The 23,083-nt window shown below is 59.1% G+C and carries 18 protein-coding genes; 12 read left to right on the top strand and 6 right to left on the bottom strand.

Annotation, left to right across the window (positions count from 1 at the left end; genetic code table 11):
- Positions 1 to 2,655, top strand: a complete 2,655-nt coding sequence (gene ligD / locus C6558_RS07090) for a DNA ligase D (RefSeq protein ID WP_107027071.1) — start codon at positions 1 to 3, stop codon at positions 2,653 to 2,655.
- 91 nt (positions 2,656 to 2,746) lie between these two features.
- Here ligD and C6558_RS07085 read toward each other — a convergent pair whose 3' ends face one another.
- A complete protein-coding gene (locus C6558_RS07085) occupies positions 2,747 to 3,553 on the bottom strand; it encodes a Ku protein (protein WP_107027070.1) in 807 nt (268 codons plus the stop codon).
- A 15-nt stretch (positions 3,554 to 3,568) separates the two neighbouring features.
- Entirely contained in the window at positions 3,569 to 4,468 is a 900-nt protein-coding gene (locus C6558_RS07080; protein WP_107027069.1) for a Ku protein, read from the bottom strand.
- 136 nt (positions 4,469 to 4,604) lie between these two features.
- Between C6558_RS07080 and C6558_RS41380 the strand changes: the two genes are divergently transcribed.
- Both C6558_RS41380 and xth read left to right on the top strand, forming a co-directional pair.
- A complete protein-coding gene (locus C6558_RS41380; RefSeq protein ID WP_256371967.1) occupies positions 4,605 to 4,736 on the top strand; it encodes a hypothetical protein in 132 nt (43 codons plus the stop codon).
- Entirely contained in the window at positions 4,733 to 5,503 is a 771-nt protein-coding gene (gene xth, locus C6558_RS07075; RefSeq protein ID WP_107027128.1) for an exodeoxyribonuclease III, read from the top strand. The genes C6558_RS41380 and xth overlap by 4 nt, the downstream gene beginning before the upstream one ends.
- A gap of 101 nt (positions 5,504 to 5,604) precedes the next feature.
- Here the strand turns inward: xth and C6558_RS07070 are convergent, their stop codons facing one another.
- Positions 5,605 to 5,832 (bottom strand): hypothetical protein, encoded by a 228-nt coding sequence (locus C6558_RS07070; protein ID WP_057207312.1) that lies wholly within the window; start codon positions 5,830 to 5,832, stop codon positions 5,605 to 5,607.
- Between the two features lie 424 nt (positions 5,833 to 6,256).
- On the opposite strand from C6558_RS07070, the gene C6558_RS07065 reads away from it, so the two are divergent.
- The 3 genes from C6558_RS07065 (at position 6,257) to C6558_RS07055 (ending at position 9,867) form a co-directional block, all read left to right on the top strand.
- A complete protein-coding gene (locus C6558_RS07065) occupies positions 6,257 to 6,757 on the top strand; it encodes a hypothetical protein (RefSeq protein ID WP_245449138.1) in 501 nt (166 codons plus the stop codon).
- 2 nt (positions 6,758 to 6,759) lie between these two features.
- On the top strand, positions 6,760 to 7,353 hold the full coding sequence (locus C6558_RS07060) for an OmpA family protein (protein WP_107027068.1): 594 nt from the start codon (positions 6,760 to 6,762) through the stop codon (positions 7,351 to 7,353).
- Between the two features lie 540 nt (positions 7,354 to 7,893).
- Complete coding sequence (locus tag C6558_RS07055) at positions 7,894 to 9,867, top strand: translation factor GTPase family protein (RefSeq protein ID WP_107027067.1); 1,974 nt, start codon at positions 7,894 to 7,896, stop codon at positions 9,865 to 9,867.
- A 44-nt stretch (positions 9,868 to 9,911) separates the two neighbouring features.
- Here C6558_RS07055 and C6558_RS07050 read toward each other — a convergent pair whose 3' ends face one another.
- The 3 genes from C6558_RS07050 to C6558_RS07040 are packed head-to-tail and all read right to left on the bottom strand — an operon-like array spanning position 9,912 to position 13,182.
- The gene (locus C6558_RS07050; RefSeq protein WP_057206999.1) at positions 9,912 to 10,553 is read right to left on the bottom strand and encodes a hypothetical protein; all 642 of its coding nucleotides are present in this window, start codon (positions 10,551 to 10,553) and stop codon (positions 9,912 to 9,914) included.
- 13 nt (positions 10,554 to 10,566) lie between these two features.
- Positions 10,567 to 12,720 (bottom strand): xanthine dehydrogenase family protein molybdopterin-binding subunit, encoded by a 2,154-nt coding sequence (locus tag C6558_RS07045; RefSeq protein WP_107027066.1) that lies wholly within the window; start codon positions 12,718 to 12,720, stop codon positions 10,567 to 10,569.
- 3 nt (positions 12,721 to 12,723) lie between these two features.
- Positions 12,724 to 13,182 carry a (2Fe-2S)-binding protein gene (locus tag C6558_RS07040; RefSeq protein ID WP_107027127.1) on the bottom strand — a complete coding sequence of 153 codons (459 nt, stop codon included), beginning with the start codon at positions 13,180 to 13,182 and terminating at the stop codon, positions 12,724 to 12,726.
- A 214-nt stretch (positions 13,183 to 13,396) separates the two neighbouring features.
- On the opposite strand from C6558_RS07040, the gene C6558_RS07035 reads away from it, so the two are divergent.
- The 6 genes from C6558_RS07035 to C6558_RS07005 all read left to right on the top strand — a co-directional run bounded on the left by C6558_RS07035 (position 13,397) and on the right by C6558_RS07005 (position 23,082).
- Positions 13,397 to 15,118 (top strand): SulP family inorganic anion transporter, encoded by a 1,722-nt coding sequence (locus C6558_RS07035; protein ID WP_371412238.1) that lies wholly within the window; start codon positions 13,397 to 13,399, stop codon positions 15,116 to 15,118.
- A gap of 957 nt (positions 15,119 to 16,075) precedes the next feature.
- The gene (locus C6558_RS07025; protein WP_084814085.1) at positions 16,076 to 17,455 is read left to right on the top strand and encodes a DUF3300 domain-containing protein; all 1,380 of its coding nucleotides are present in this window, start codon (positions 16,076 to 16,078) and stop codon (positions 17,453 to 17,455) included.
- A gap of 21 nt (positions 17,456 to 17,476) precedes the next feature.
- A complete protein-coding gene (locus tag C6558_RS07020; protein WP_107027065.1) occupies positions 17,477 to 18,436 on the top strand; it encodes a DUF2950 domain-containing protein in 960 nt (319 codons plus the stop codon).
- Between the two features lie 253 nt (positions 18,437 to 18,689).
- Positions 18,690 to 20,933 carry a DUF3141 domain-containing protein gene (locus tag C6558_RS07015; RefSeq protein WP_107027064.1) on the top strand — a complete coding sequence of 748 codons (2,244 nt, stop codon included), beginning with the start codon at positions 18,690 to 18,692 and terminating at the stop codon, positions 20,931 to 20,933.
- 16 nt (positions 20,934 to 20,949) lie between these two features.
- Complete coding sequence (locus C6558_RS07010; RefSeq protein WP_107027124.1) at positions 20,950 to 21,900, top strand: phosphate acetyltransferase; 951 nt, start codon at positions 20,950 to 20,952, stop codon at positions 21,898 to 21,900.
- 3 nt (positions 21,901 to 21,903) lie between these two features.
- Positions 21,904 to 23,082, top strand: a complete 1,179-nt coding sequence (locus C6558_RS07005) for an acetate/propionate family kinase (RefSeq protein ID WP_107027063.1) — start codon at positions 21,904 to 21,906, stop codon at positions 23,080 to 23,082.
- The last annotated feature ends 1 nt before the right edge of the window (position 23,083 follow it).

Here is a 23,083-nt window from a genome sequence, read left to right as displayed (position 1 = left end):
ATGGCCAGCGACAAGCTTTCGACCTACAAACAGAAGCGCGATTTCAAGGTCACCAAGGAACCAAGCGGAGCGGGCAAGCTCAGCCCTTCCAATCGACGTCGCTTCGTCATTCAGAAACATGACGCCACCCAGCTGCACTACGATCTTCGTTTGGAGCTCGACGGTGTCTTCAAATCCTGGGCCGTGACCAAGGGGCCATCGCTCGATCCCCAAGACAAGCGCCTTGCGGTGGAGGTCGAGGATCACCCGCTCGACTATGGCGATTTCGAAGGCACCATTCCGAAAGGCCAGTATGGCGGGGGCACTGTCATGCTGTGGGATCGCGGTTATTGGGAGCCGGAAGGAAATCGGACGCCGGAAGAGGCGCTGGCCAAAGGTGATTTCAAGTTCACACTTGAGGGCAAACGGCTCCACGGCAGTTTCGTGCTCGTGCGCATGCGTCATGATCGCGATGGTGGAAAACGAACGAATTGGCTCCTGATCAAACATCGTGACGATTTTTCGGTCGATGAGAACGGAGCGGCTGTCCTTGAGGAAAACGACACCTCAGTCGCCTCCGGACGCTCGATGGAGGCGATCGCGTCGGGCAAAGGCAGAAAGCCAAAGCCCTTCATGGTGGAGGGCGGCGCTATTGGGGCCGACGCGGTGTGGGACAGCAACCACGGTCTTGCCGCCGAGGAACGCCAGGCGGGAGCGGGGAGCCGAAAAAAGTCTGTGTCCGCCAGACGCCCGAAATCCAGAATACCTGATTTCATCCCACCGCAGTTATGCGAAACACTGGACCGCCCTCCGAACGGCGGTGGCTGGATCCATGAGATCAAATTTGATGGCTATCGCATTCAGATGCGGGTCGAGAATGGCAAGGCGACTTTGAAAACCCGCAAAGGTCTCGACTGGGCAGCCAAATTTGCCGCCATCGCCAAGTCGGCAGCAGCTCTGCCTGATGCCATCATCGATGGTGAGATCTGTGCTCTTGACGAAAAAGGAGCACCTGATTTTGCCGCCCTTCAGGCAGCACTTTCCGAAGGCGAGACTGATGCCTTGGTCTACTTTGCATTCGATCTCCTGTTTACCGGCGATGAGGACCTGCGAGAGCTTGCGCTGACAGAGCGGAAAGAACGGCTCGCAGCGATGCTGGAGGATGCGGGCGACGATCCGCATCTGCGCTTCGCCGAGCATTTTGAAACCGACGGTGACGCCGTGCTGCGATCGGCCCGCCGTCTTTCGCTTGAGGGCATCGTTTCCAAGAAAGCGGATGCGCCGTACCAGTCCGGCCGCTCCGACACGTGGGCGAAATCCAAATGCCGCGCAGGTCATGAAGTCGTCATCGGCGCCTATGCAACGACCAACGGCAAATTCCGATCTCTCCTTGTTGGCGTCAATCGTGGCGAGCATTTCGTCTATGTCGGCCGGGTCGGGACAGGCTATGGCGCAAAGACCGTCGAAACACTGTTGCCAAAGCTGCAAAAGCGCGAGGCCTCCCGGTCACCCTTTACGGGGATCGGGGCGCCAAAGAAGGATCGGAATATCGTTTGGCTCAAGCCGGATCTCGTTGCCGAGATCGAGTTCGCCGGCTGGACGACTGATGGCCAGGTGCGGCAGGCGGCATTCAAGGGCTTGAGGGAAGACAAACCGGCGGGCGAGGTGAAAGCGGAAAAACCGGCGTCACCTTCAAAGGCTGCCGTGTCCGATCCATCGACAGTAAAGCCAGTACCAAATCGTATCCGCAAGGGCGGGAAGGCCGAGGTCATGGGCGTGCTGATTTCCAGCCCGGAAAAACCTCTATGGCCGGATGGTGGCGATGGGAAGCCGGTGACCAAGGTTGAGCTTGCCCAATATTATGAGGCGGTCGGGTCCTGGCTGATCGATCATATCAAAGGTCGGCCCTGTTCGATCATTCGCACTCCCGACGGCATTGGCGGCGAGCAATTCTTCCAGCGACATGCCATGCCGGGAACATCGAACCTGCTCGAGCTGGTCACCGTATTCGGGGACAAGAAGCCTTACCTGCAGATCGACCGCGTCGAGGGGCTTGCGGCGATCGCCCAGATCGGTGGTGTCGAACTGCATCCCTGGAATTGCGAGCCCGGGCGACCGGAGGTGCCCGGCCGCCTGGTGTTCGATCTGGACCCGGGCCCCGAAGTCGAGTTTTCCACCGTCATTGACGCGGCTCGGGAAATTCGCGACCGGTTGGCAGAACTCGGGCTGGTAAGCTTCTGCAAGACGACGGGTGGCAAGGGACTGCACGTCGTGACGCCGCTTGCCGTGTCGCGACGGAAGAAATTGAGTTGGGAAGAGGCGAAGGCTTTTGCCCATGATGTCTGTCAGCGGATGGCCCGCGACAATCCAGATCTTTACCTGATCAGGATGGCGAAGAACCAGCGCGAGGGCCGCATCTTCCTCGACTACTTGCGCAACGACAGAATGTCGACCGCTGTTGCGCCCCTGTCGCCGCGGGCGCGCCCCGGCGCCCCGGTGTCGATGCCGCTCAACTGGACGCAGGTCAAAAAGGGTCTCGATCCCAAACGCTTCACGATCCGGACCGTGCCGGAGCTTCTGAGAGCGGGGACCGCTTGGCAGGATTATTGTGAAAGCCAGCGCTCGCTGGAGCAGGCAATCAAGCGCCTGAGCAAAACGAACAGGGCTGCGGCGTAGTCATCCGCCGAAAATGCGGATGCTTTTCACCTGGACATGGATCGTGGGCGATGGCTGTAGCGGACCGGAAGCCTCGGCAATGGTGCGCGGCTCATTTGCGGGGTCGGGTTTCGGCGGCCACAGATTTGCGCAGCGCATCCATGATGTTGATGACATTGCTCGGTTCCGACGCTGGCGATTTCGCTTTGCCGTTCTGGGGTTTTTTCGCCTGTTTCTTCCTCGTGTTGATGATGTCGAGCAGCCGATCCTGGACCGGGTCGACGACCATCTTCGGGTTCCAGTCCTGGGTCTTCTTTTCGATCAATTGCTGGACGAGCGGCATCATGTCGGAATCCGCTTTCTCGTTGCCGATATCCTCAAAATAGGCTTTCTCGTCCCTGACCTCGTCCCCGTAGCGCAAAGTCCACAGGATGATGCCTTTACCACGCGGCTCCAGCAAGACGGCGCGTTCGCGACGCGAGATGACCAGTCGCGAAATGCCAACCACCCGCTTGGCCTCCATCGCTTCACGAATGACGGAAAAGGCTTCCTGACCGACAGGGTCGTTCGGGGAGAGATAGTACGGAGTATCGAACCAGATCCATTCGACGCTGTCGCGGGGTGCGAAGGTGGATATGTCGATGGTTTTGGTGCTGTTCAGCGCGACATTTTCGAGTTCGTCGTCCTCGAGCATGACGTACTCGTCTTCGGCGCGTTGATAGCCCTTGACCTGGTCGTCCTCCTTGACTTCGTGCCCGGTGACCGCATCCACGTAGTGGCTGATAACGCGGTTCTGTGTCGCGCGGTTGAGCGTATGAAAACGGACCTTTTCTTCGTCGGACGTTGCCGGCATCATCTGCACGGGGCAGGTGACCAGCGACAGCTTGAGATAACCTTTCCAGTAGGGCCGAACGGCCATGAAAGCGTCCTCCGACTAGCTGGCGCGCCGTTTTTGCGCGGTAGCGGGCTTGGATTTGGCAGTTGCAGATTTTGCAGCTGGCTTGCGAGCGGCGCCCTTGTTGACATTCGCTGCGGTGCGCTTTGCTTTTGTTTTCTTCGCACTCATGCCCGCACTTTCGCGCAGTGCCTGCAGCAGATCTCCAGGCTTCGACGCAGCGGGCGCCTTCCTTTTGGGAAGCGAGCGTCCTTCGATTTTGGCTTTGACCAGTTCGGCCACGGCAGCCTCATATCGATCGTCGAAGCTGCTGGCGTCGAAGCTACCCTTCTTGGTTTCGATGATATGTTCGGCAAGATCGAGCATCTCGCCTTCGATCTTGAGGTCGGGGAGATCCTCGAAAGCCTTGTCGGCCGAACGGACCTCGTAATCAAAGTTGAGCGTGGAGGCGATCAGCCCATTGCCATGCACTCGGATAAGGACGGTGCGCACCCGTCGGAACAGCACCGTTCGCGCAATCGCGGCGACCTTTTCCTGTTTCATCCCGTCGCGCAGCAGCACGAAGGCATCGGTGCCCAGCTTGTCGGGAGCGAGATAATAGGGCTTGTCGAAGTAGATTGTGTCGATCTGGGAGCAGGGGATGAAGGCCTCTATCTTCAGGGTCTTGTCACTGTCGGGAACGGCTTCGGCCATTTCCTCGGGTTCCAGGACGACGTACTGGCCATTCTCCATCTCATAGCCTTTGACCTGGTCGTCACGCTCAACCGCATCTCCCGTCTCGCCATCGACGAATTCGCGTTTGACTCGGTTTCCCGTCTTGCGATTGAGAGTGTTGAAGGCGATGCGGTCAGAAGTTGATGCCGCCGTATAGAGCGCCACGGGACAGGTCACCTCGCCGAACTTGATGTAGCCTTTCCAATTCGCTCTTGGGGCAACCATGATACAAGTTCTCCTGACGCGGCCAAAGGAACTCAACCGCTCAGCCGGCGTTTCGTTCCCGACCGGTCTCAATCGAATGCATCTTTTGCGCCGCCGTTTGTGGAGGGGAAAATCACAAGGGAGGTCTGCCATGAGAATGCGCGAGCCAATCGATACCGGCAGCGGTGAACGCCGTCGGCGGCGCGAGGAGGATCGCGAGGCCAAGAAGGGCAACGAAGCTTCGTCGTCGCTGCCCATCGCATGCCGGCAGCGCAGATCATTCTGGTGAAACTCGCCACCTACAATGTCAACGGCATCAACGGTCGCCTCGACGTGCTGCTGCGGTGGCTCGAGGAGAGGCAGCCGGACGTCGTGTGCCTGCAGGAACTGAAAGCGCCCGACAGCAGGTTTCCTCATCGGGAAATCGAGAAAGCCGGCTATGGCGCGATCTGGCACGGACAGAAATCATGGAATGGGGTGGCCATCCTGGCTCGAGGACGGACCCCAATGGAGACGCGTCGCGGTTTGCCGGGCGATCCTGATGACAGCCACAGCCGCTACATCGAGGCGGCAATCGAGGGAATAATCGTCGGATGCCTTTATCTGCCGAATGGCAATCCCGCCCCTGGACCCAGGTTTGACTACAAGCTGCGTTGGTTTGACCGGCTACAGCACTATGCGGCGCAACTGATAGACCTGGAGATCCCGGTTGTCTTGGCTGGCGACTTCAATGTCATGCCAACCGATCTGGATGTTTACAAGCCGGAGCGGTGGCGAGACGATGCGCTCTTCAGACCGGAGGTGAAGGCGGCCTACGCCGCACTTCTTGATCAGGGCTGGACGGATGCGGTGAGGCATCTCCATCCGAATGAGCGGATCTATACATTCTGGAAGTATTTCCGAAACGCATTTGCCCGAGACGCCGGGCTTCGCATCGATCATTTCCTGTTAAGCCCGGCGCTTGCTGGCGATCTCAAGCGGGCCAAGGTGGACAAGTCAGTGCGAGGTTGGGATCACACGAGTGACCACGCGCCGGTTTGGATCGAGCTACTTTAACCCGCAACGATCTGCTCTGCCGTAAACCTCTATTCTTTTATCGATCCGTCCTTCTATGGGCCGGCTCATTTCGGAGGAAACTCTCCGTTGCAGGTCAAATCCTATGCGTAGGCGATCAATATTGCCATGCCGATCGCGATCATGCCTATACCGAGCCAGTTCCTCACCAAACCAAGAAATCTAAGCCCTTGTCCTCTGGGCTCCAGGGTCGGCTTGGCATCTGAAATGGATCGGTGAGGATCGCTGAGAGGTCGACGCCTGAGCGCACCCCAAAACAAATCGAGTACACCGGCGATCACGAGGGCAGCACCGATCAGGATCGCGGTTATGGACATTGCTTGTCTCCATTGTGCGCCAGGGTCGCGTGCGCAGCTGTGAGAATAGCCAATACGTTCACCTGGTGCCTGTGAGCCTGACACCGGGACAGAGTAGCGCTGCACTTCAACGAACGAACTCTGCGCAACTCCCTTGGTTGATTGACCAACCGCAGGGAAAAGTAATGGTTCCGATCACAATTCCGTAAGCGGTTTGACAGACCAGCGATGACATCACCGAATTGCAGGGAAACTGTGCGTGGGATCGCAACAGTTCATCAGTGAAAGAGAACAGGCCCTCGGTCCTGCAGCGAATGCAAGCGGGCGAAAATGTGGGAATTTCAAGACTTCGCCACATTTCTCCCATGCGAGAAAGTTACTGGAGGTTGTTTTGTGATTCGTATGCACTGCCTGCAATTTTGAAAAATCGAGGATTGATATGGTAAAAGTGACCAGAATTGCCACGACTGTCTGTGCTCTTGGTGCCCTCCTGACAACAACTGGATTGGCTCAAACGGCCTTCGCACAAACTCAGGCTGAAACCACTTCTGTCGCACCCTTAGCCACAGGCTTGACCGATGGCGGGGCCGCGGAAGCGCAGGTCGTCGAAGCTGTCCGCGCCGGGGACGTTTTAACAATCAAACTCCGCTTCAAGCCGCTGGCGACGAACCAGCTGGAACGAATATATGATTCGATTAGCCAGGACGCATATGAAAACAGCTTCTACGTTCTTGCTGGCAATAAGAAATACCTGCTGCTTACGGACAGCAGTGATAAGCCGCTGACAAATCCAAACCTCGTTATCAAAGCTAACAAGGATTCTCCGATCGCGGGTTCCTGGCATGGTAGGTTCCCTGCTCCGCCAAAGGACGTCACCGAGGTGTCACTGACGATCCCGGGCGTCGAGACACTCGACGCGATCAAACTTACCGACCGATAGCCATGGCTGGTGCAGCGAAATGTTCCCTCGCGATGGTCGTGATCATGATAGCGGCCAGCGGTTCTTATGCGCAGGTGTCACCTTACCATCGCGAAATACGTGATCTTAAGGCCACGGTTCTTGATTTGAAGGGGCTACCCTCCGATCTAAACAGCGCCGTGTTTGATCTGTCTGCGAAAGCCGATGGGCTTACCGCTCAGCACGGTGGTCTTTCCGTAAGACAAGACGCAACGACCGTCAGGGTGTCCATGACGGGCGATGTGCTGTTCGATTTCGACAAGGCCGACATCCAATCGGCCGCCGAACCGACACTCATGGACATCGCGCGTCTCATCACATCCGTCCCCGCCGGCACGATCATTATCGAGGGTCATACCGATTCCAAAGGGTCGGCTCAGTACAATAAGGAACTGTCCCTTCAGCGAGCTAGTGCCGTCATGCAATGGCTTGTGAAACATGGAGCAGATAAAGCGCGGCTATCGGTGGAAGGGCTAGGTGATAGCCGTCCGATCGAACCCAATACGAAAAACGGAGCGGACAATCCCCAAGGGCGCGCTCTCAACCGGCGCGTCGAGTTCGTTTTTCCAAAGCGGTAGAAAAATGGGTCCTGCGGGCCGATGAATTGACGCACGCTGGCTACTTAGGGCCGACGTGCGTCCGCTATGGCGTTTCCTGTTGGCCCGGCCGGCCGACGCTATCCGTACGGTGACGTATGCGCCTGACCGAGCCCGAGGTCGCCCTTGTGGAGTGTTTGGCCCACAAGTAACCAGTGCACCATCAGGCGGTGTCTTCAACGACGAACAGATCGACGGACCGCCGAGGCGCTACTACGCAAAGCCGCCGGCGGCACAACACAGCAAGCGCGCATCCATCCGGCATTCGGATAATCAACCGTTGTCTGTGAATTGCCGACACAACGGGAGGTATGGCGGTTCTTGACATGTATTCAGATACGGCTTTTAAGTTTGCTGGCGGCTCTGCAAAGCAGCAGAGTTGTGCGGAAACCCTACTGCATGGTTCCTTAAATCCTATCCGATTCAAGGATCAAAACATGCGGCATCAGCTCTTAGAGGTCCCAATGCGCCGAGTCCCTTCTCACGAAAATCACGTTGGAATTTCTGAGAAGTTGAGGATTCATGCGCACCTTAAATCTGGGCGTCCTGGCCCATGTGGATGCAGGCAAAACTAGCCTTACCGAACGACTCCTTTTTGACGCCAGTGTCATCGACAAGCTAGGCAGCGTCGACGCAGGCAATACACAGACAGATAGCCTCGCGCTGGAGCGGCAGCGTGGGATCACGATCCGAGCTGCCGTTGTTTCATTCACGATCGGCGACACGGTGGTGAACCTCATCGATACGCCCGGTCACCCTGACTTCATCGCCGAGATCGAGCGCGTGCTTGGGTTGCTGGACGCTGCAGTCGTCGTTGTTTCTGCAGTCGAAGGCGTGCAAGCGCAGACGCGAGTGCTGGTGCGGGCGTTGCAGCGTGTTGGGGTTCCCTTCCTATTCTTCATCAACAAGGTCGATCGTCTCGGTGCGCGCTACGACGAAGTGCTGCAAGCCATTGCCGGCCAACTACCGGTTCGACCCATCGCCATGTCGGCCGTCATTGATGCCGGTAGTAAACTCGCTCAGGTAAAGGCGTTCGATCCGGGAAGCGAGCCGCTTTTCACCGCGCTGTGCGAGACCCTGGCGGAAAACGATGACGAGCTGCTGCGCGATTATCTGCAAGCTCCGGATCGTCTTACCGACGAAAGACTTGACCGCTCGCTGCGGGATCAGGTTTCTCGCGGTCTGTTGCAGCCGGCATTTGCTGGCGCGGCGGTAACCGGCGCGGGCCTGCCAGCTCTGACATCGGCAATTGCAACCGTGCTGCCCAGTCGTCACCTCGATCCTGACGCTGCTGTCACCGGCAAGATCTTCAAGATCGAGCGTGGATGGGGCGGTGAGAAGCTCTGCTATCTCTATCTCTCATCTGGCACGGTCCGGCTGCGGGAATATCTCGACCTGCCTCAAGGGCGGGCAAGGGTAACTGGAATCCAGCTTTTCGACGCTGGCAAAATTCACAGCGCAACCAGCTTCAGGGCAGGTCAGATTGCTCGGGTCAGCGGCCTTGGCGGCGCCCGCATCGGCGACGTGGTCGGCACCACCCGCCTCGCAGACGTCCAGCACCATTTTGCGCCTCCAACGTTGGAATCCCGGGCTAAAGCGCAGCGTCCCTCCGAGAGTGCGGCGCTCTGGCTGGCGCTAAACCAGTTGGCCGAACAGGACCCGCTGATTGACCTGCGCAAGAACGAGGACACGAACGACATCTTTGTGTCTCTCTATGGCGAGGTGCAGAAGGAGGTGATCCAGTCGACACTGTTGACGGATTTCGGTCTCGAAGTTGCGTTTGAGGATAGTACAGTCATCTGCGCCGAGAGGCTCGCCGGAACCGGCACGGGCCTTCAGATCATCTTCAAGGAGCCGAATCCATTCCTGGCGACCGTTGGCTTGCGCGTCGAACCGCGACCGGAAGGGGCGGGCAACAGCTTCGCGCTGGAAGTGGATGTTGGCCAGATGCCGGCAAGCTACTACCGGGCAGTCGAGGAAACCGTATTCGAGACGCTTAGGCAGGGCATCTTCGGCTGGCAAGTCATCGATTGCCACGTTGCCATGACCGCTGCGCGGCACAGTTCCCCGTCGAGCACCGCTGCAGACTTTCGGCAGTTGACGCCGTGGGTCCTCGCAACTGCGTTATCAACGGCAAAAACCGTTGTCTGTGAGCCGATCGACCAATTTTACCTCGAAGCACCTTCGCAGACTTTGGGTGGCTTGCTGGCCCTGCTTGCCAAGTCGGGCGCTGTCACCAAGGAATCGATTTTGGCCGATGGCGTAGCGCGGCTGGAAGGGCATGTCGCCTCCGAGAGGGTTCAAGGCATTCAGCAGCAATTGCCGGGACTGACAAGCGGCATGGGGACCATGGAAACCTCCTTCCACCACTATGCCCCGGCAGCCGACCCGCAGCGTTCGCGCAAGCGTTCCGGTGTCGATCCATTCAACGGCCGCGAATATCTACTCCGATTGTCCCGACCTGCAGACCGTGCGAAAACTCGGGATGAAATTTGAGCCGCAGAAAGTCGTTTCCCTTGCCTCGGGCTGAAGGTCGACCTTCAGCCCGACGGACAAGCAGCCCCGGCATCCACCCAGGCTTGAATGATCTTGCCGAATTCTTCCTGTGTGCCGGGCACAGGTTCGCGGCCATCGCCGGGGTGCCACCCCCATCCAACCAGCTCGTCATGCGCCATGTGTTCCACCATTTCAGCCATGGTCTTGTCGCCGTTGCGAGCTGGGTCCTTCAGTTGCTCACAGATCTGGGCAAGGGTCTTGCCCTCCCAGGCCATTTCGATCGGGGCGAGATGCCAGGCGGGATTGCCTGGAATGCTCTTCAGTGTGTCCGCCTGGCCGATGACCGGCGTGTTTTTTTCGCTGTGGCAGGTGTTGCACTGCATGCCCACGAGACCCATGCCGCCATCGCCGCGGAACACCGGCGGTTGATGCGGATGCATCGACATTCCTTGCAATGGGCGTTCCGTCGCCGGGTGACAGTTGACGCATCGCGGATGCTGGATGACCTTTCCGGCTTCTTCGAAGAGGGCGACCGAGCGCGCCTGCTTGTCGGAAATCGACTGGAACGACTCTGCAGAGCGTAGTGCGTTGGCGTTCTGGGCCACGGACGTCGGGGCGAGCATCACGCCCGCCCCGACGATAAGACACTGCACTGCTATGCCTGCAAACAGGAGCTTGATTGTCATCTGACGATATCCCTCACGATGAGATGACACTGACGATGGGAAGCTGCCGCACGGGGGTGCCGGTCAGCTTTCGCCACGCATTGGCGACCGCCGGCCCTATGGGCGGCACGCCGGGCTCGCCGACGCCAGTCGGTTTTTCCGCAGATTTGATGATCTCCACCGCCACATCGGGCATTTCATTGATGCGGATCGAGCGGTAGTCGTGGAAATTCGACTGCACGATCCGTCCGCCTTGGCCGAGAGTAACGGCGTCGAACAGCACAGCACCGAGCCCATAGCCGATGCCGCCTTCCATCTGTGCCTTGATGATGTTGGGATTGACCGCGACGCCGCAATCGACCGCACACCAGACTTTATGGACACGCGGGGCGCCATCGGAGCCGACCGAAACTTCCGCGACCTGACCGACGAACGAACCGAAGCTTTCGACGACGGCGACACCACGGGCGCGCCCGTCGGGAAGCGTTGATCCCCAGTCCGCCATTTCCGCTGCCTTGCGTAGGACGCCGGCGTGACGCGACCCCTTGTCAAGCAGCGCAAGCCGTCCTTCGACCGGGTCCCGACCGACGCGGGCCAGCAGTTCGTCGACAAAGGTTTCGACCGCAAAGCCGGTATGGGTGTGGCCGACCGAGCGCCACCACAAAGGCGGGATCGGAAGCACGATGTTGTGTGACGTGACCTTGAGATTGGGGATCTGATAGGGAAGGTTGGATGCGCCCTCCACCGATGTCTGATCCAGGTCCGCTTTGGCCATGATCGACTGTCCGACAATGATCTGTTCCCAGGCGGTGATATGGCCCTCGGCATCGATCGCCCCACGCATCTTGTGGGCATACATCGGCCGATAGAAGCCGCCCTGGATGTCGTCCTCGCGCGTCCACATGTGCTTGAGTGGTCGATCGCCGCCGATTGCAGCATAGGTTGTTGCCGCCTCCTGCATATAGGGCGAGCCGAATTGCGCCTTACGGCCGAAGCTGCCGCCGGCGAGCTGGGTATTCACGCGGACTTTCTTTTCGTCGAGGCCGAGAATCTTGGCCGCCACCTGCTGGTCGAAGCCCGGGAACTGCGCACCGTTGTAAATGTCGACGGAGCCGTCGGCGGCCTTGATGAAAACCGCGTCGAGCGGCTCCATCGGGGCGTGTGCGAGAAACGGGAAAACGATCTCCGCCTCGACCGTCTGGAGGCCTTCTTTCCGGAAAGCCTCGTCGACATTCCCGGTATTCGCCGCCTCGAGGCCCGGCTCGCCAAAGTGTCTGATGTATTCGGCAGCGAGCTCCTGTGATGAGCGGGTTTCCGCCTTTGCAAGATCCCATTCGACCTTGAGTGCATCGCGGCCCTTCAGCGCCGCGAACGTGTTGTCCGCGTAGACCGCGACGCCTTGAGGGATCTGTTTGACATCGACCACACCCATGACCTTGCGCGCCTCGCCGTCATCGAAGGTTTTCACGGTGGCGCCGAAATGCTTCGGGTGGGCGACCACGGCAACCAGCAGATTGTCCGGCGTGATATCGAGCGTGAAAATCGCGGTTCCGTTGATCTTGCCTTGGGTGTCGAGCTTCGGCAGCTCGGTTCCGATCAACACGAAGTCCTTCGGATCCTTGAGTTTGACATCGGCAGGCGGAGTTTGCCGTGCGGCACTGTCCGCCAGCGCGCCGAAGTCGCTCTCCTTGCCGGAAGACGCATGCTTTACGCGGCCCTTCTCGACGGTGATTTCGGCGACCGGTACCTTCCATTCTTCCGCAGCCGCAGCAACCAGCATGGCCTTCGCCGTGGCGCCGGCCTTGCGCATCTGCTCATAGGCGTTGGCAATCGAGCTCGACCCGCCGGTGCCCTGCAGGCCGAAAGCGAGATTGGCGTAGATCTTGTTGTCGGTCGGCGAGTGGACGGCGCGCATCTGGCTCCAGTCCGCATTGAGTTCTTCGGCAACCAGAGTGGCAAGGCCGGTAAAAGGCCCCTGGCCGAACTCGATGTGCTTGGAAAGCACGGTGACGGTGTCGTCCGTACCGATCTTGACGAAGGCATTCAGCGGCCGCAGTTCGCCGCTCCCGCCGGCCGGTACCCCGGTCTGTGCCGCCGAGAGAAATTTCGGCGCGATCGCCACGCCAATGATCAGGCCGGTGCCGGCGAGGAAGCCACGACGGCTGGTCTTGATGTCATGGATCGTCATTGCTCAGCCCTCCATCGAATTGGCAGCGTTGTGGATCGCTGCTCGAATGCGATGATAGGTGGCGCACCGACAGAGATTGCCGGTCATGGCGCCATCGATCTCGTCGTCCGTCGGGTTGGGCACCATCTGCAGCAGCGCCACCGCCGACATGATCTGGCCGGACTGGCAGTAGCCGCATTGCGGCACATCCAGCCCCGCCCATGCCGTCTGGACAGCCTCGGCTTCCTTGCCGGCAATGCCCTCGATCGTTACCACGTCGGAACCATCGATCATGGCAATCGGTGTGATGCAGGACCGTCGCGGCATGCCGTCCAGATGCACCGTACAGGCGCCGCATTGCGCGATGCCGCATCCGTATTTTGTGCCGGTCAGCTTTTCGAAATCTCGGATCACCCAAAGGAGAGGCGTATCGGGGTCGCCGTCGAACGTCCGATTTTTACCATTGAGCGTGAAAGTCACCATGTCCATGCATCCTTCTCATGGAGCCGCTGGGGCAGGCTCATAACCACAGACTTATGGCACCAGTCGAGGATGGAAAGAGACTGGGCAAAATAGGCGATTAAGCCAGTCAACCGGACAGGTATCGGTTGATCAAATCAATTGCCTGTGACGTGACGACCAGCGGGTTGGGCGATCCACCGGGTCCGTTCCGATGGTTGCTGTAGGGGATCCTGCCATGAGCGATGGCGAAGATCCGATCATGAGGTATAATTGGGCCATGCCGACCTTGCCGTTAATCGCGAGTTTGAAAGAGTACCGCGCCGAGTGGCTTCGCTATGATCTGACGTCGGGTCTAGCGATTGCAGCGGTCGGGTTGCCGAGCGCCATCGCCTATCCGGCCATTGCCGGGTTGCCGCCGGAGGTGGGCCTTTATTCCAGCATATTGCCGCTTCTGGGCTACGCTCTCCTCGGATCTTCACGACAACTCATCGTCGGCCCAGACGCCGGAACGGTTACGGTGCTGGCCGCCGTGCTATTGTCGCTCAATCTTCCGACCGCAGAAGATCGGCTCGTTGCGACCGCAGCAATCGCCGTCATCGTCGGTGGTCTGTGCTTTGCCGCCAATGCTTTACGGCTAGGCTTCATCGCAAACTTTCTATCGCGGCCGATCCTCACGGGCTTCATGACCGGTATCTCCCTATCGATCCTGATAGGCCAGATCGGGCGCCTGACGGGCGTGAAGATCGAAAGCGAAGGCGTGCTTCGACCGATCATGGAACTGTTGGACAAGGCCGACCAGATCCACTGGCCGTCGCTCACCCTCGGCGTTGGCCTTTTCATCCTCCTGCGTTTGCTCAACGCCTGGCGACCCGGCATTCCTGGACCTCTGGTGGCCGTGGCGATTGCAACGGCCATGTCGGCCGCCTTCAATTTTTCCGCCGCGGGCATTCGTGTGGTCGGCGAAATCCCGTCGCGCCTGCCGACGCCGATGCTACCTATCACCACCGGTGTCTCGCTCGGCGATCTCTTCTTGGGCGCTGTCGCCGTGTTGATCGTCAGTTTCGGCGCGGGCATCGTGACGGCTCGCAGTTTCGGTGCGAAGAACAAATATCCGGTCGACGCCAACCGAGAACTGCTGGGCTTCGGCGCAGCAAACATCGCCTCCGGGTTGTTCGGGGGCTTTGCCGTCACGGCATCGGATTCGCGCACGGCTATAAACGATTCCATGGGCGGCAAGACTCAACTGGCCGGTATTTTCTCGGCTATCGCCCTGGCGTTGACGGTGCTGTTTCTCACCGGCGCTCTGTCCTTGCTGCCGACCCCCGCGCTCGGCGCCATCCTGGCGTCTGCAGCCATCGGCCTTATCGATCTGCGCGCTCTGCGAGAATTGTGGCGCATCAGCCCGATCGAATTCGTCTTCGCGCTCATCAGCATCGCCGGCGTGTTGACCCTTGGGGTGCTGCATGGCGTGATTTTCGCTATCGGAGCGACGTTGCTCTACATCCTGATGAAGGGGCTGAAGCCGCGCGATGCGCTTCTTGGCCGCATTCCCGGACGCGAAGGCTTCTACAAGCTGCATCGCTACAAGGACGTAAGACCGATCCCTGGCGTTGCCATCTATCTTCTGCAAGGCAGTCTGTTGTTTTTCAATGCCGACCATGTGCGCGGCCGCGTGGAAGAGATCGTCAAGAACCTGCCTGCCGATACGCGATGGTTCATTTTTGATGCTGGCGCGGCAGCGCAGATCGACAGCACCGCAGCGGCGATGCTCGATGATCTGCGGGATTTCGTCGAGGGGCGCGGCTTGAAGTTCGGCATTGTCGAGCTCCATAGCGAACCTCGAGAAACCTTGCTGCGCTCGGGCGTCATCGACAAGATCGGCAACGGCATGATCTTCGACGACCTGGAGGACGCGATCGCCGCTTTCGAAGCTGGCAACGCCAAGACCGCAGCCTAGAAGGCTACGGCTCCTCGCCTTTCAACGACATCGTTAATACCCCGGATTGACGCCGCCTGACCGGATCGCGGCGAAGCTTGGATCGGGGTAAGAACCCTGCCATTGAGCGTAGGTGGTATTGCCTCCTCCACTCGTTGCACAGCCCGAGATCGCCATAAGCGCCAGCATTGCGATAACCAGGGAGATATTAGGCAAAGTCGTCCTCCTCCACACTGAGGTTTCGAACAATACGTTAAGACTTATTTGTATGATGCGCAAATCAACATTTTCAGGGTGCATTCGTACCGTATTTGCAAATCTACACAACAGTTTTCAGGGAAGTTAACTGCGCTACGCAAATAATAGGCCGAATTTCATCGGAGAAGCCGCGAAATGTATTGCGGCGTTGCTCGAACGCCAAGAAGAAGTCGATCAATGGGGTGAGGTCGATTGTTGTGTCGCTCGCCCGGCAAGGCTCGCCATCACAAAACGACCCCGGAGCAAAAACAATCGGGGCCGCCCTGGCAGATGGCGTGGCGGTGTCTTTGCGGTCCTTACTTCGGACGGACCAGCGAACGCTAGGCGGCAATCAAAAGCCAGTGAGTGGAAAAAACTGAACGCAATGAATTGAAAATGGACTATTCTGATCTCTGTGCTAGTTTATTCTACCGCAAGGCTCACATACCTGTCCTTTATCTTTGGCAGACAACTGTTCTGGTAATGACGGCGAAGGACGCCGACAGAAATCGCAGCTATATAAATGGCACACGAGCTCATTGGCGCGTGTCTACTCTAGTGTCGAAACGCTCTATCAAGTTCGGATTCTGGGGTGCGCGCAACATTGCCTCGCCACAGCATCCGTTATGGGGACGACAGCTTCAAGTGCTCGATCGGGACCCGGTTCAGAAACTGGTGCGTTGATCCTGCGCCCGCAAGTGTTTTGAGCAAGAGGCCTTCCAGCCTCTTTTGGAGGAAGAAATGGCGATTGAGCGGGTGTTTACGTTTTTCCGCGCGACGGTGATCGTTTTGTCGATGCTTGTGCCCTCTGGAGTTGTGCTGGCCCAGCAGACCGCCACAGCGCCTTCCACGCCCGCGGAGGCGGCTCCAGAACCGCTGAGCGACGATGAGCTCGAGATCCTCGTTGCCCGGATCGCGCTTTATCCCGACGAGTTGGTCGCGCTCATCTCCGCTGCATCGCTCTATCCTTTGCAGGTGGTCGAGGCCGAACGTTTTCTTCAGGAGAGTTCAAAAAATCGCGATCTGAAGCCGAAGGAAAGCTGGGACGGCAGCATCGTTTCGCTGCTCAACTATCCCGAGATCGTCAAGATGATGAGCACCGACCTCGAGTGGACGCAAAGCTTCGGCGAGGCGATCGCCAACCAACAGAAAGATGTTCTCATAGCGATACAGCAGCTGCGTGACGAAGCCGTTGCCAAGGATATAATCAAGACCGACGACAAGATTAAAGTCGTCGAGGAGGGTGACAACGTCGTCATCCAGTCGGCAAATCCCGAAACGATCTATGTGCCGCAGTATGCGCCGGAAATGCTCTACCAGCCCGATTATGCGCCGGTACCGATCGGCTATTATGACGATCCCTATCCTGCCTATTGGTACCCGGGGGCCGCCTTTTTCGCCGGAGCAGTCACCGGCGCGGCCTTCGCGGCCATCGTCGACTGGGATGACTGGGGCGTCTGGGGTGGCAATTGGGGCGGCGACATCGATGTCGATTGCAATAACTGTTTCAACAACATCGACTTCGACGGCAAGATGAAATGGAACGACGTCGACTGGAAGAATGTCGATCGCAGCAAGATCAACTTCGACCGCAATCAGTTGCAGAAGTTTGATCGCACCAACATCAAGAACAACATCAAGGCCAACGGCAACAACAACATTCGTAACCGCGCCGCCGAGATCAATCGCGACCGGCCGCAGGCGCGACCGGGCGGTGCAGGTGGCGGTCAGCTCAACGACGTGCGCAAGAGCACGCTCGATGGGCTGAAGGCGCAGCAGCGACCGGCGGCACGCCCAGGCGGCGGTCAGGCGGTAGCGAAGGCCAGGCCAGGCGGCTCGAAGCCCAGCGTGAACAGGCCCAAAGGCAACAAGCCCTCGCAGGTGAACCGACCGGCCGGCAAGAAGAAGATGGCCGCCAAGGCACAGAACCGGCCCAAGAAGCCGTCCGGCCTCGGCAACGTCAACTCGGGTCGTCGCGAGGTCGCCTCTTCGAAGCGTGGCGGACAGAGTATGGGCGGCGGTCATCGCGGCGGCGGGCGGCCTCAGATGAGAAGTGGCGGTGGAAGGCCATCGGGTGGCGGGGGCCGTGGCGGTGGCGGCCGTGGCGGTGGCAGGCGTTAACGGAGCGACAGGAGCACGATCATGAGCAAGCTTTCTCAGACTCTTCTTCTGGCATCGGCCATTTCCTTCTCCGTTGCTGCATTTCCGCTCGCTGTCGACGGGGCCCGTGCCCAGGCGGTACCAGACGCCGGCGACATCGAGAACTATGCCGCGGCGGAGGATCCGCCGCTGTTCGACGACCCGGCAAAGGCGGTGGAAATGTTCAAGTCGGCGCTCGCCGCCAACGACCTCGATGGTCTTGCAAAGCTTCTGGGCCTTGACGCCGCAAAGCTGAAAACGGGCGAAGGGACGATGGAAACCTTCGCGCTTATTCGCGAAGGTGTGGCACGCAATGTCGTGGTGCGCGACCTCGGCGAAAGCAAGATTCTCGAAATCGGTGATCGGCTCTGGCCGCTGCCGTTTCCGATCACAAAGGGTCGGGACGGCAAGTGGGCTTTCGACACCTATGTCGGGCTTGAGGAGATCGTGAACCGCCGCGTCGGGGAGAACGAACTTGAGGCGATAGAGACCGTGCGCGCCTATGTCGAAGCACAGAAGGATTATGCCTCGCAGGACCGCGACGCCGACGGCGTGCTCGAATATGCCCAGAAGCTGATCAGCAGCCCAGGCCAGACCGATGGATTGTACTGGCCGGCCGAGCAGGGCGATGGTGAGAGCCCGGTCGGCGACGAGATCAGCGAAGCAGCTCTGGAGAAGGCGAAGGCTGGAGAGGGTTATTTCGGCTATCGCTTCCGCATTCTGACGTCACAAGGCGATAATATTGCCGGCGGGAAATACGACTTCATCATCAATGACAATATGATCGGAGGCTTCGGGTTGATCGCCTGGCCGGTGAAATATGCTGAAACCGGTGTGAAGACTTTCGTCGTCAACCAGCAGGGCATTGTCTATGAAGCGGATTTGGGTGCGAGCACGGAAGCGATCGTGCCGTTTATCGACCGCTTCAATCCGGATGACAAGTGGAGTGTCGTCCTGGATTAGTTGCCAGAAACGCGAGGATATTCTCCCGGTCTGGCGCATAGGCGGCCGTTTGATCGAAATCAACGTAGCGAACGGATGGTGGCCCTATAAGGTTACACCAGTGACACGATCGAGCGGTATGCTGCAATTTCTTCTAACTGCTCGAAAACCTCGCCTTGGCGCGTGAGCCGCAGGGCTTCGGTCACGGCGGCAGGCAGTCGTTACTGGCAGCGTCAAGAACTAATCCCTTGAACCGTCTAACGGAGTGGGTGCGATGTCCAAGCTTTCCAGTCTTCCGGCCTCACCCGTGCCTGGCAATGCATTGACGGAGTACTCCGTGGATGCGTGGCAACGGTGGGTCCTGTTCCTTGATGTCATGCGCAGGCGCGGCGAGCAATATGAGGAACACGCTGCACGCAGCGCGCCCCATGTGCTGGACTATGAAGCCGAGCTCATCTTAGACGGCAGGACCCTGAAAGAGCCGGTCAACTACGCTCTCGTGCGCATCATACCTCCCGCCGACTGCGCGATCGATCCCGTCAAGAGGCCATTCATCGTTGTGGATCCACGCGCAGGACATGGGCCAGGCATCGGTGGCTTCAAGGCCGACAGCGAAATCGGCGTGGCCATGAAGGCCGGTCATACCTGCTATTTTGTCGGCTTCCTGCCGGAACCGGTGCCCGGACAGACCATCGAGAAGGTCCTGTACGCGGAAGCGCAGTTCCTGGAGACCGTCATTTCCCGCCACCCGGAAGCGGATGGCATGCCCTGCGTCATCGGCAACTGTCAGGCGGGATGGGCAGTGATGATGCTCGCCGCGCTCAGGCCAGAGCTTTTCGGGCCTATCATCATCGCCGGCTCACCGCTTGCCTACTGGGCGGGTGTCCACGGGCAAAACCCCATGCGTTACTCGGGAGGACTTCTCGGTGGGAGTTGGCTGACAGCATTGGTCAGCGATCTCGGTGCGGGAAAATTCGACGGCGCCTGGCTTGTCCAGAATTTCGAGAACCAGAACCCAGCCAATACTCTGTGGACCAAGCAGTATAATCTCTACGCAAAGGTGGATACGGAAGCCGAACGCTATCTCGGTTTTGAGCGTTGGTGGGGCGGTCACGTCACACTGACGGCAGACGAGATGCAGTTCATCGTCGATGACCTGTTCGTCGGCAACAAGCTCGCAGCTGGGGAAATCCGCACATCTGATGGCATGGCCATCGACCTTCGCACGATCCGTTCGCCGATCGTTGTCTTCTGCTCCAAGGGGGACAACATAACACCGCCTCAGCAGGCCCTCGACTGGATTCTCGACATCTACGACAGCGTCGATGAAATTCGCGCGCTCGGTCAGACTATTGTCTATGTCGTCCACGAAAGCGTCGGCCATCTGGGAATTTTTGTCTCCGCCGGGGTTGCTCGCAAGGAGCATGATGAATTTGCGTCAAACATCGATCTGATCGACGTGCTGCCGCCTGGCCTTTATGAGGCGGTTCTCGAACCGAAAGCAGACGCGATCGACCATCCGGAACTGGTCACCGGGGAGTGGATCATGCGCTGCGAGGCACGAACCCTCGAAGATATTCGCGCTCTCGGCGGTAACGATCTTGACGATGAGAAGCGATTTGCGGCGGCGGCTCGGCTTTCGGAGATCAATCTTGCACTGTACCGTGCATTTGCCCAACCTTGGGTGCGCGCTGCCGTGAACCCTTCATCGGCTGAGGCGATGCGAAGACTTCACCCCCTCCGCTTGAGTTACGAGATTTTCGGCCCCTCCAATCCTTTTTTCGACTGGGTTCCCCAGGCAGCAGAGCGTGTCCGCGCCGACCGTCGCCCCGCATGGCCGGACAATCCTTTCAGCGCCCTCCAAGAGCAGGTTTCCTGCCAAATCGTCGAAGGGCTGGAGACCTGGCGCAAAACGACGGAACGGCTGGCCGAGCAAACCTTCGGTGCGATCTATGGCTCGTCTGCGCTTCAGGCCGCCCTTGGCGTCGATCCAAAGTCAAATCTGCCACCACGCAAGGCGCCGAAGAGCAAGCTGATCAACGCGCTTGTCGAAGCCCGCACTGCGGCGCTGAGGGAAAGAATATCCGTTGGCGGTCTCCTGGAAGCTCTCGTTCGATCGCTGCTGTTCGTGGGGGCGGCCCGTGGCGGGGCCGACGAACGCGGTTTTCAGGCCATTCGCCTGCTTCGGCGTGGCCATGGAGATGCTCGGCAACTGACCCTTTCGCAGTTCAAGGCACTGGTCCGCGACCAATACTATATCCTGCTTGTCGATGAGGCGGCGGCGCTCGCAGCCATTCCAGCGATGCTGCCGAACGAGCCTGAACAGCGTCAGGCAGGCTTGCAGAGCCTGCGTGGCGTGCTCGAGGCCTCCGGCGCGTTAACGGAAGCTGCGGCGGAGCGCTTTGCCCACGTCACCGAGCTTTTCGGCCTGGATAAGGGGCGGGTCGGCGTCAAGCCGACGCCCATGACTGTTAGACCTGCCGCGCGCAGCCGCGGCGCACTGCGATCAAGACTGTAGGAGATTACCAGTGGCTATTTCTAGCGCGACAACTCTGGAGCCATCAAAATACGACCGCCTGATTGCGGCCGCACAAGAGGTTCCTCCTGCGATCACCATCGTTGCGCATCCCTGTGACGAGACCTCGCTACGTGGTGCGTTGGAAGCAGCCCAGCACAGGCTGATTATTCCGATCCTGATCGGACCGGAGGCAAAGCTCCGCAAAGTTGCAGCCGAGGCTGAACTTGATCTGAAGACGTACGAGATCATTGACGCACCACATAGCCACGCCGCAGCGGCGAAAGCCGTGGCACTCATTCGCGAGGGGAAAGGCGAGCTCTTGATGAAGGGTAGCCTGCACACTGACGAATTGATGCGGGAAGTAACCGCTTCTGCCACCGGTCTTAGAACGGAACGCCGCATCAGCCATGTGTTCGTGATGGACGTTCCTGGTCACGCGGACACGCTGTTCATCACCGATGCGGCGATCAACATTTTTCCCGACCTCGATGTCAAGCGCGACATCGTGCAGAACGCGATCGACCTCTGGGTCACCATTGGCCTCGGCGAACCCCGCGTCGCGATCGTGTCAGCAGTCGAGACAGTGACGACCAAGATCCCTTCGACCCTTGATGCAGCGGCATTGTGCAAGATGGCAGATCGCGGTCAGATCACCGGCGGCCTGCTCGACGGCCCGCTTGCGTTCGACAACGCGATAAGCCCGGAGGCCGCCCGTATCAAAGGGCTCAACTCGCCCGTAGCCGGCAGGGCGCAGATCATCGTGGTGCCAGATCTTGAAGCCGGCAACATGCTTGCCAAGAACCTGACGTTCCTGGCCCATGCGGACGCCGCGGGGATCGTGCTTGGTGCGCGCGTTCCCATTATTCTTACCTCGCGGGCAGACACAGTGCGCAGTCGCCTGGCATCATGCGCAGTTGCGACCCTTTATGCGACGGCCCGCCGTCGCTCTACACAAGTGGCGGCTTGAAGCGTGGACGCGATCCTTGTCGTCAACGCGGGCTCATCCAGCCTCAAGTTCCAGATTTTCGAGATCGTGGGCAAAGAGTTGGAGCGGCGCATCCGTGGTCAGATCGACGGGATCGGGGCGCGGCCCCGCTTGCGTGCGGCGACCGCTTCGGGCGAGGTCCTCGTCGATCGCAGTTACGAGCAGGCCGCGATGGGCGATCTGCCCGCTGCCATCGCTGAAGCTGGTGACTGGCTGCGGTCACTTGATGGTTTCGTCCTACGGGCGATTGGCCACCGCGTCGTCCATGGCGGACCCAACTATGCGCAACCGATCCTGCTCGATCACGACATCCTCGATAAGCTCGCCACGTTCCAAGAACTTGCGCCATTGCACCAGCCGAACAACCTCGCGCCGATCCGGCTTGCCATGGAGATTAATCCGCTGGTTCCGCAGGTCGCCTGTTTCGACACGGCTTTCCACCGCGGCCATGCTCCTCATACGGACTGCTACGCCTTGCCGATGGCTTTCTACGAGGAAGGTGTACGAAGATATGGCTTCCACGGGTTGTCTTACGAGTACATCGCAGACCGGATCGGCAACCTAGCGCCCGATGTCGGCCAAGGAAGGGTCGTGGTTGCTCATCTCGGCAGCGGCGCTTCCATGTGCGCAATGAAGGCAGGGCGCAGCGTCGAGACAACGATGGGCTTTACAGCGCTAGATGGTGTGCCGATGGGCACCAGGCCAGGGCAGATGGATCCGGGCGTCGTGCTCTACTTGATCGATCAGAAAGGAATGACAACGGGAGAGGTTACAGATCTTCTTTACCGTGCGTCTGGTCTCAAAGGTCTTTCAGGCATCTCCGGCGATATGCGTGATCTTCTGGCGAGCGATGATCCGCGCGCCGCGTTCGCGATCGATCATTTTGTCCATCGTTGCGCGCTCAGCGTGGGGATGCTTGCTGCCGCCCTCCAAGGTCTCGACGCGTTCGTCTTCACGGGCGGGGTTGGTGAGAATTCGGCACCAATTCGCGCGCGTATCAGTGAGCGCCTTTCTTGGCTCGGGGTTGAGCTTGATGACGCAGCAAACAACGCGGGTAAAACCCGTATATCGACGCAGGCGAGCCGCGTAGCGCTCTATGTCTTGCCGACGGATGAGGAGCTGATGATCGCGCGGCACGTTCATGCGCTTATCACCAGGCCCTGAA

It is taken from the genome of Ensifer sp. NM-2, assembly GCF_003024455.1.
Classification (GTDB): Bacteria; Pseudomonadota; Alphaproteobacteria; order Rhizobiales; family Rhizobiaceae; genus Ensifer; species Ensifer canadensis.
The sequence above is the reverse complement of the archived record's forward strand: the minus strand, read 5'-3'. Positions and strand labels throughout refer to the sequence as shown.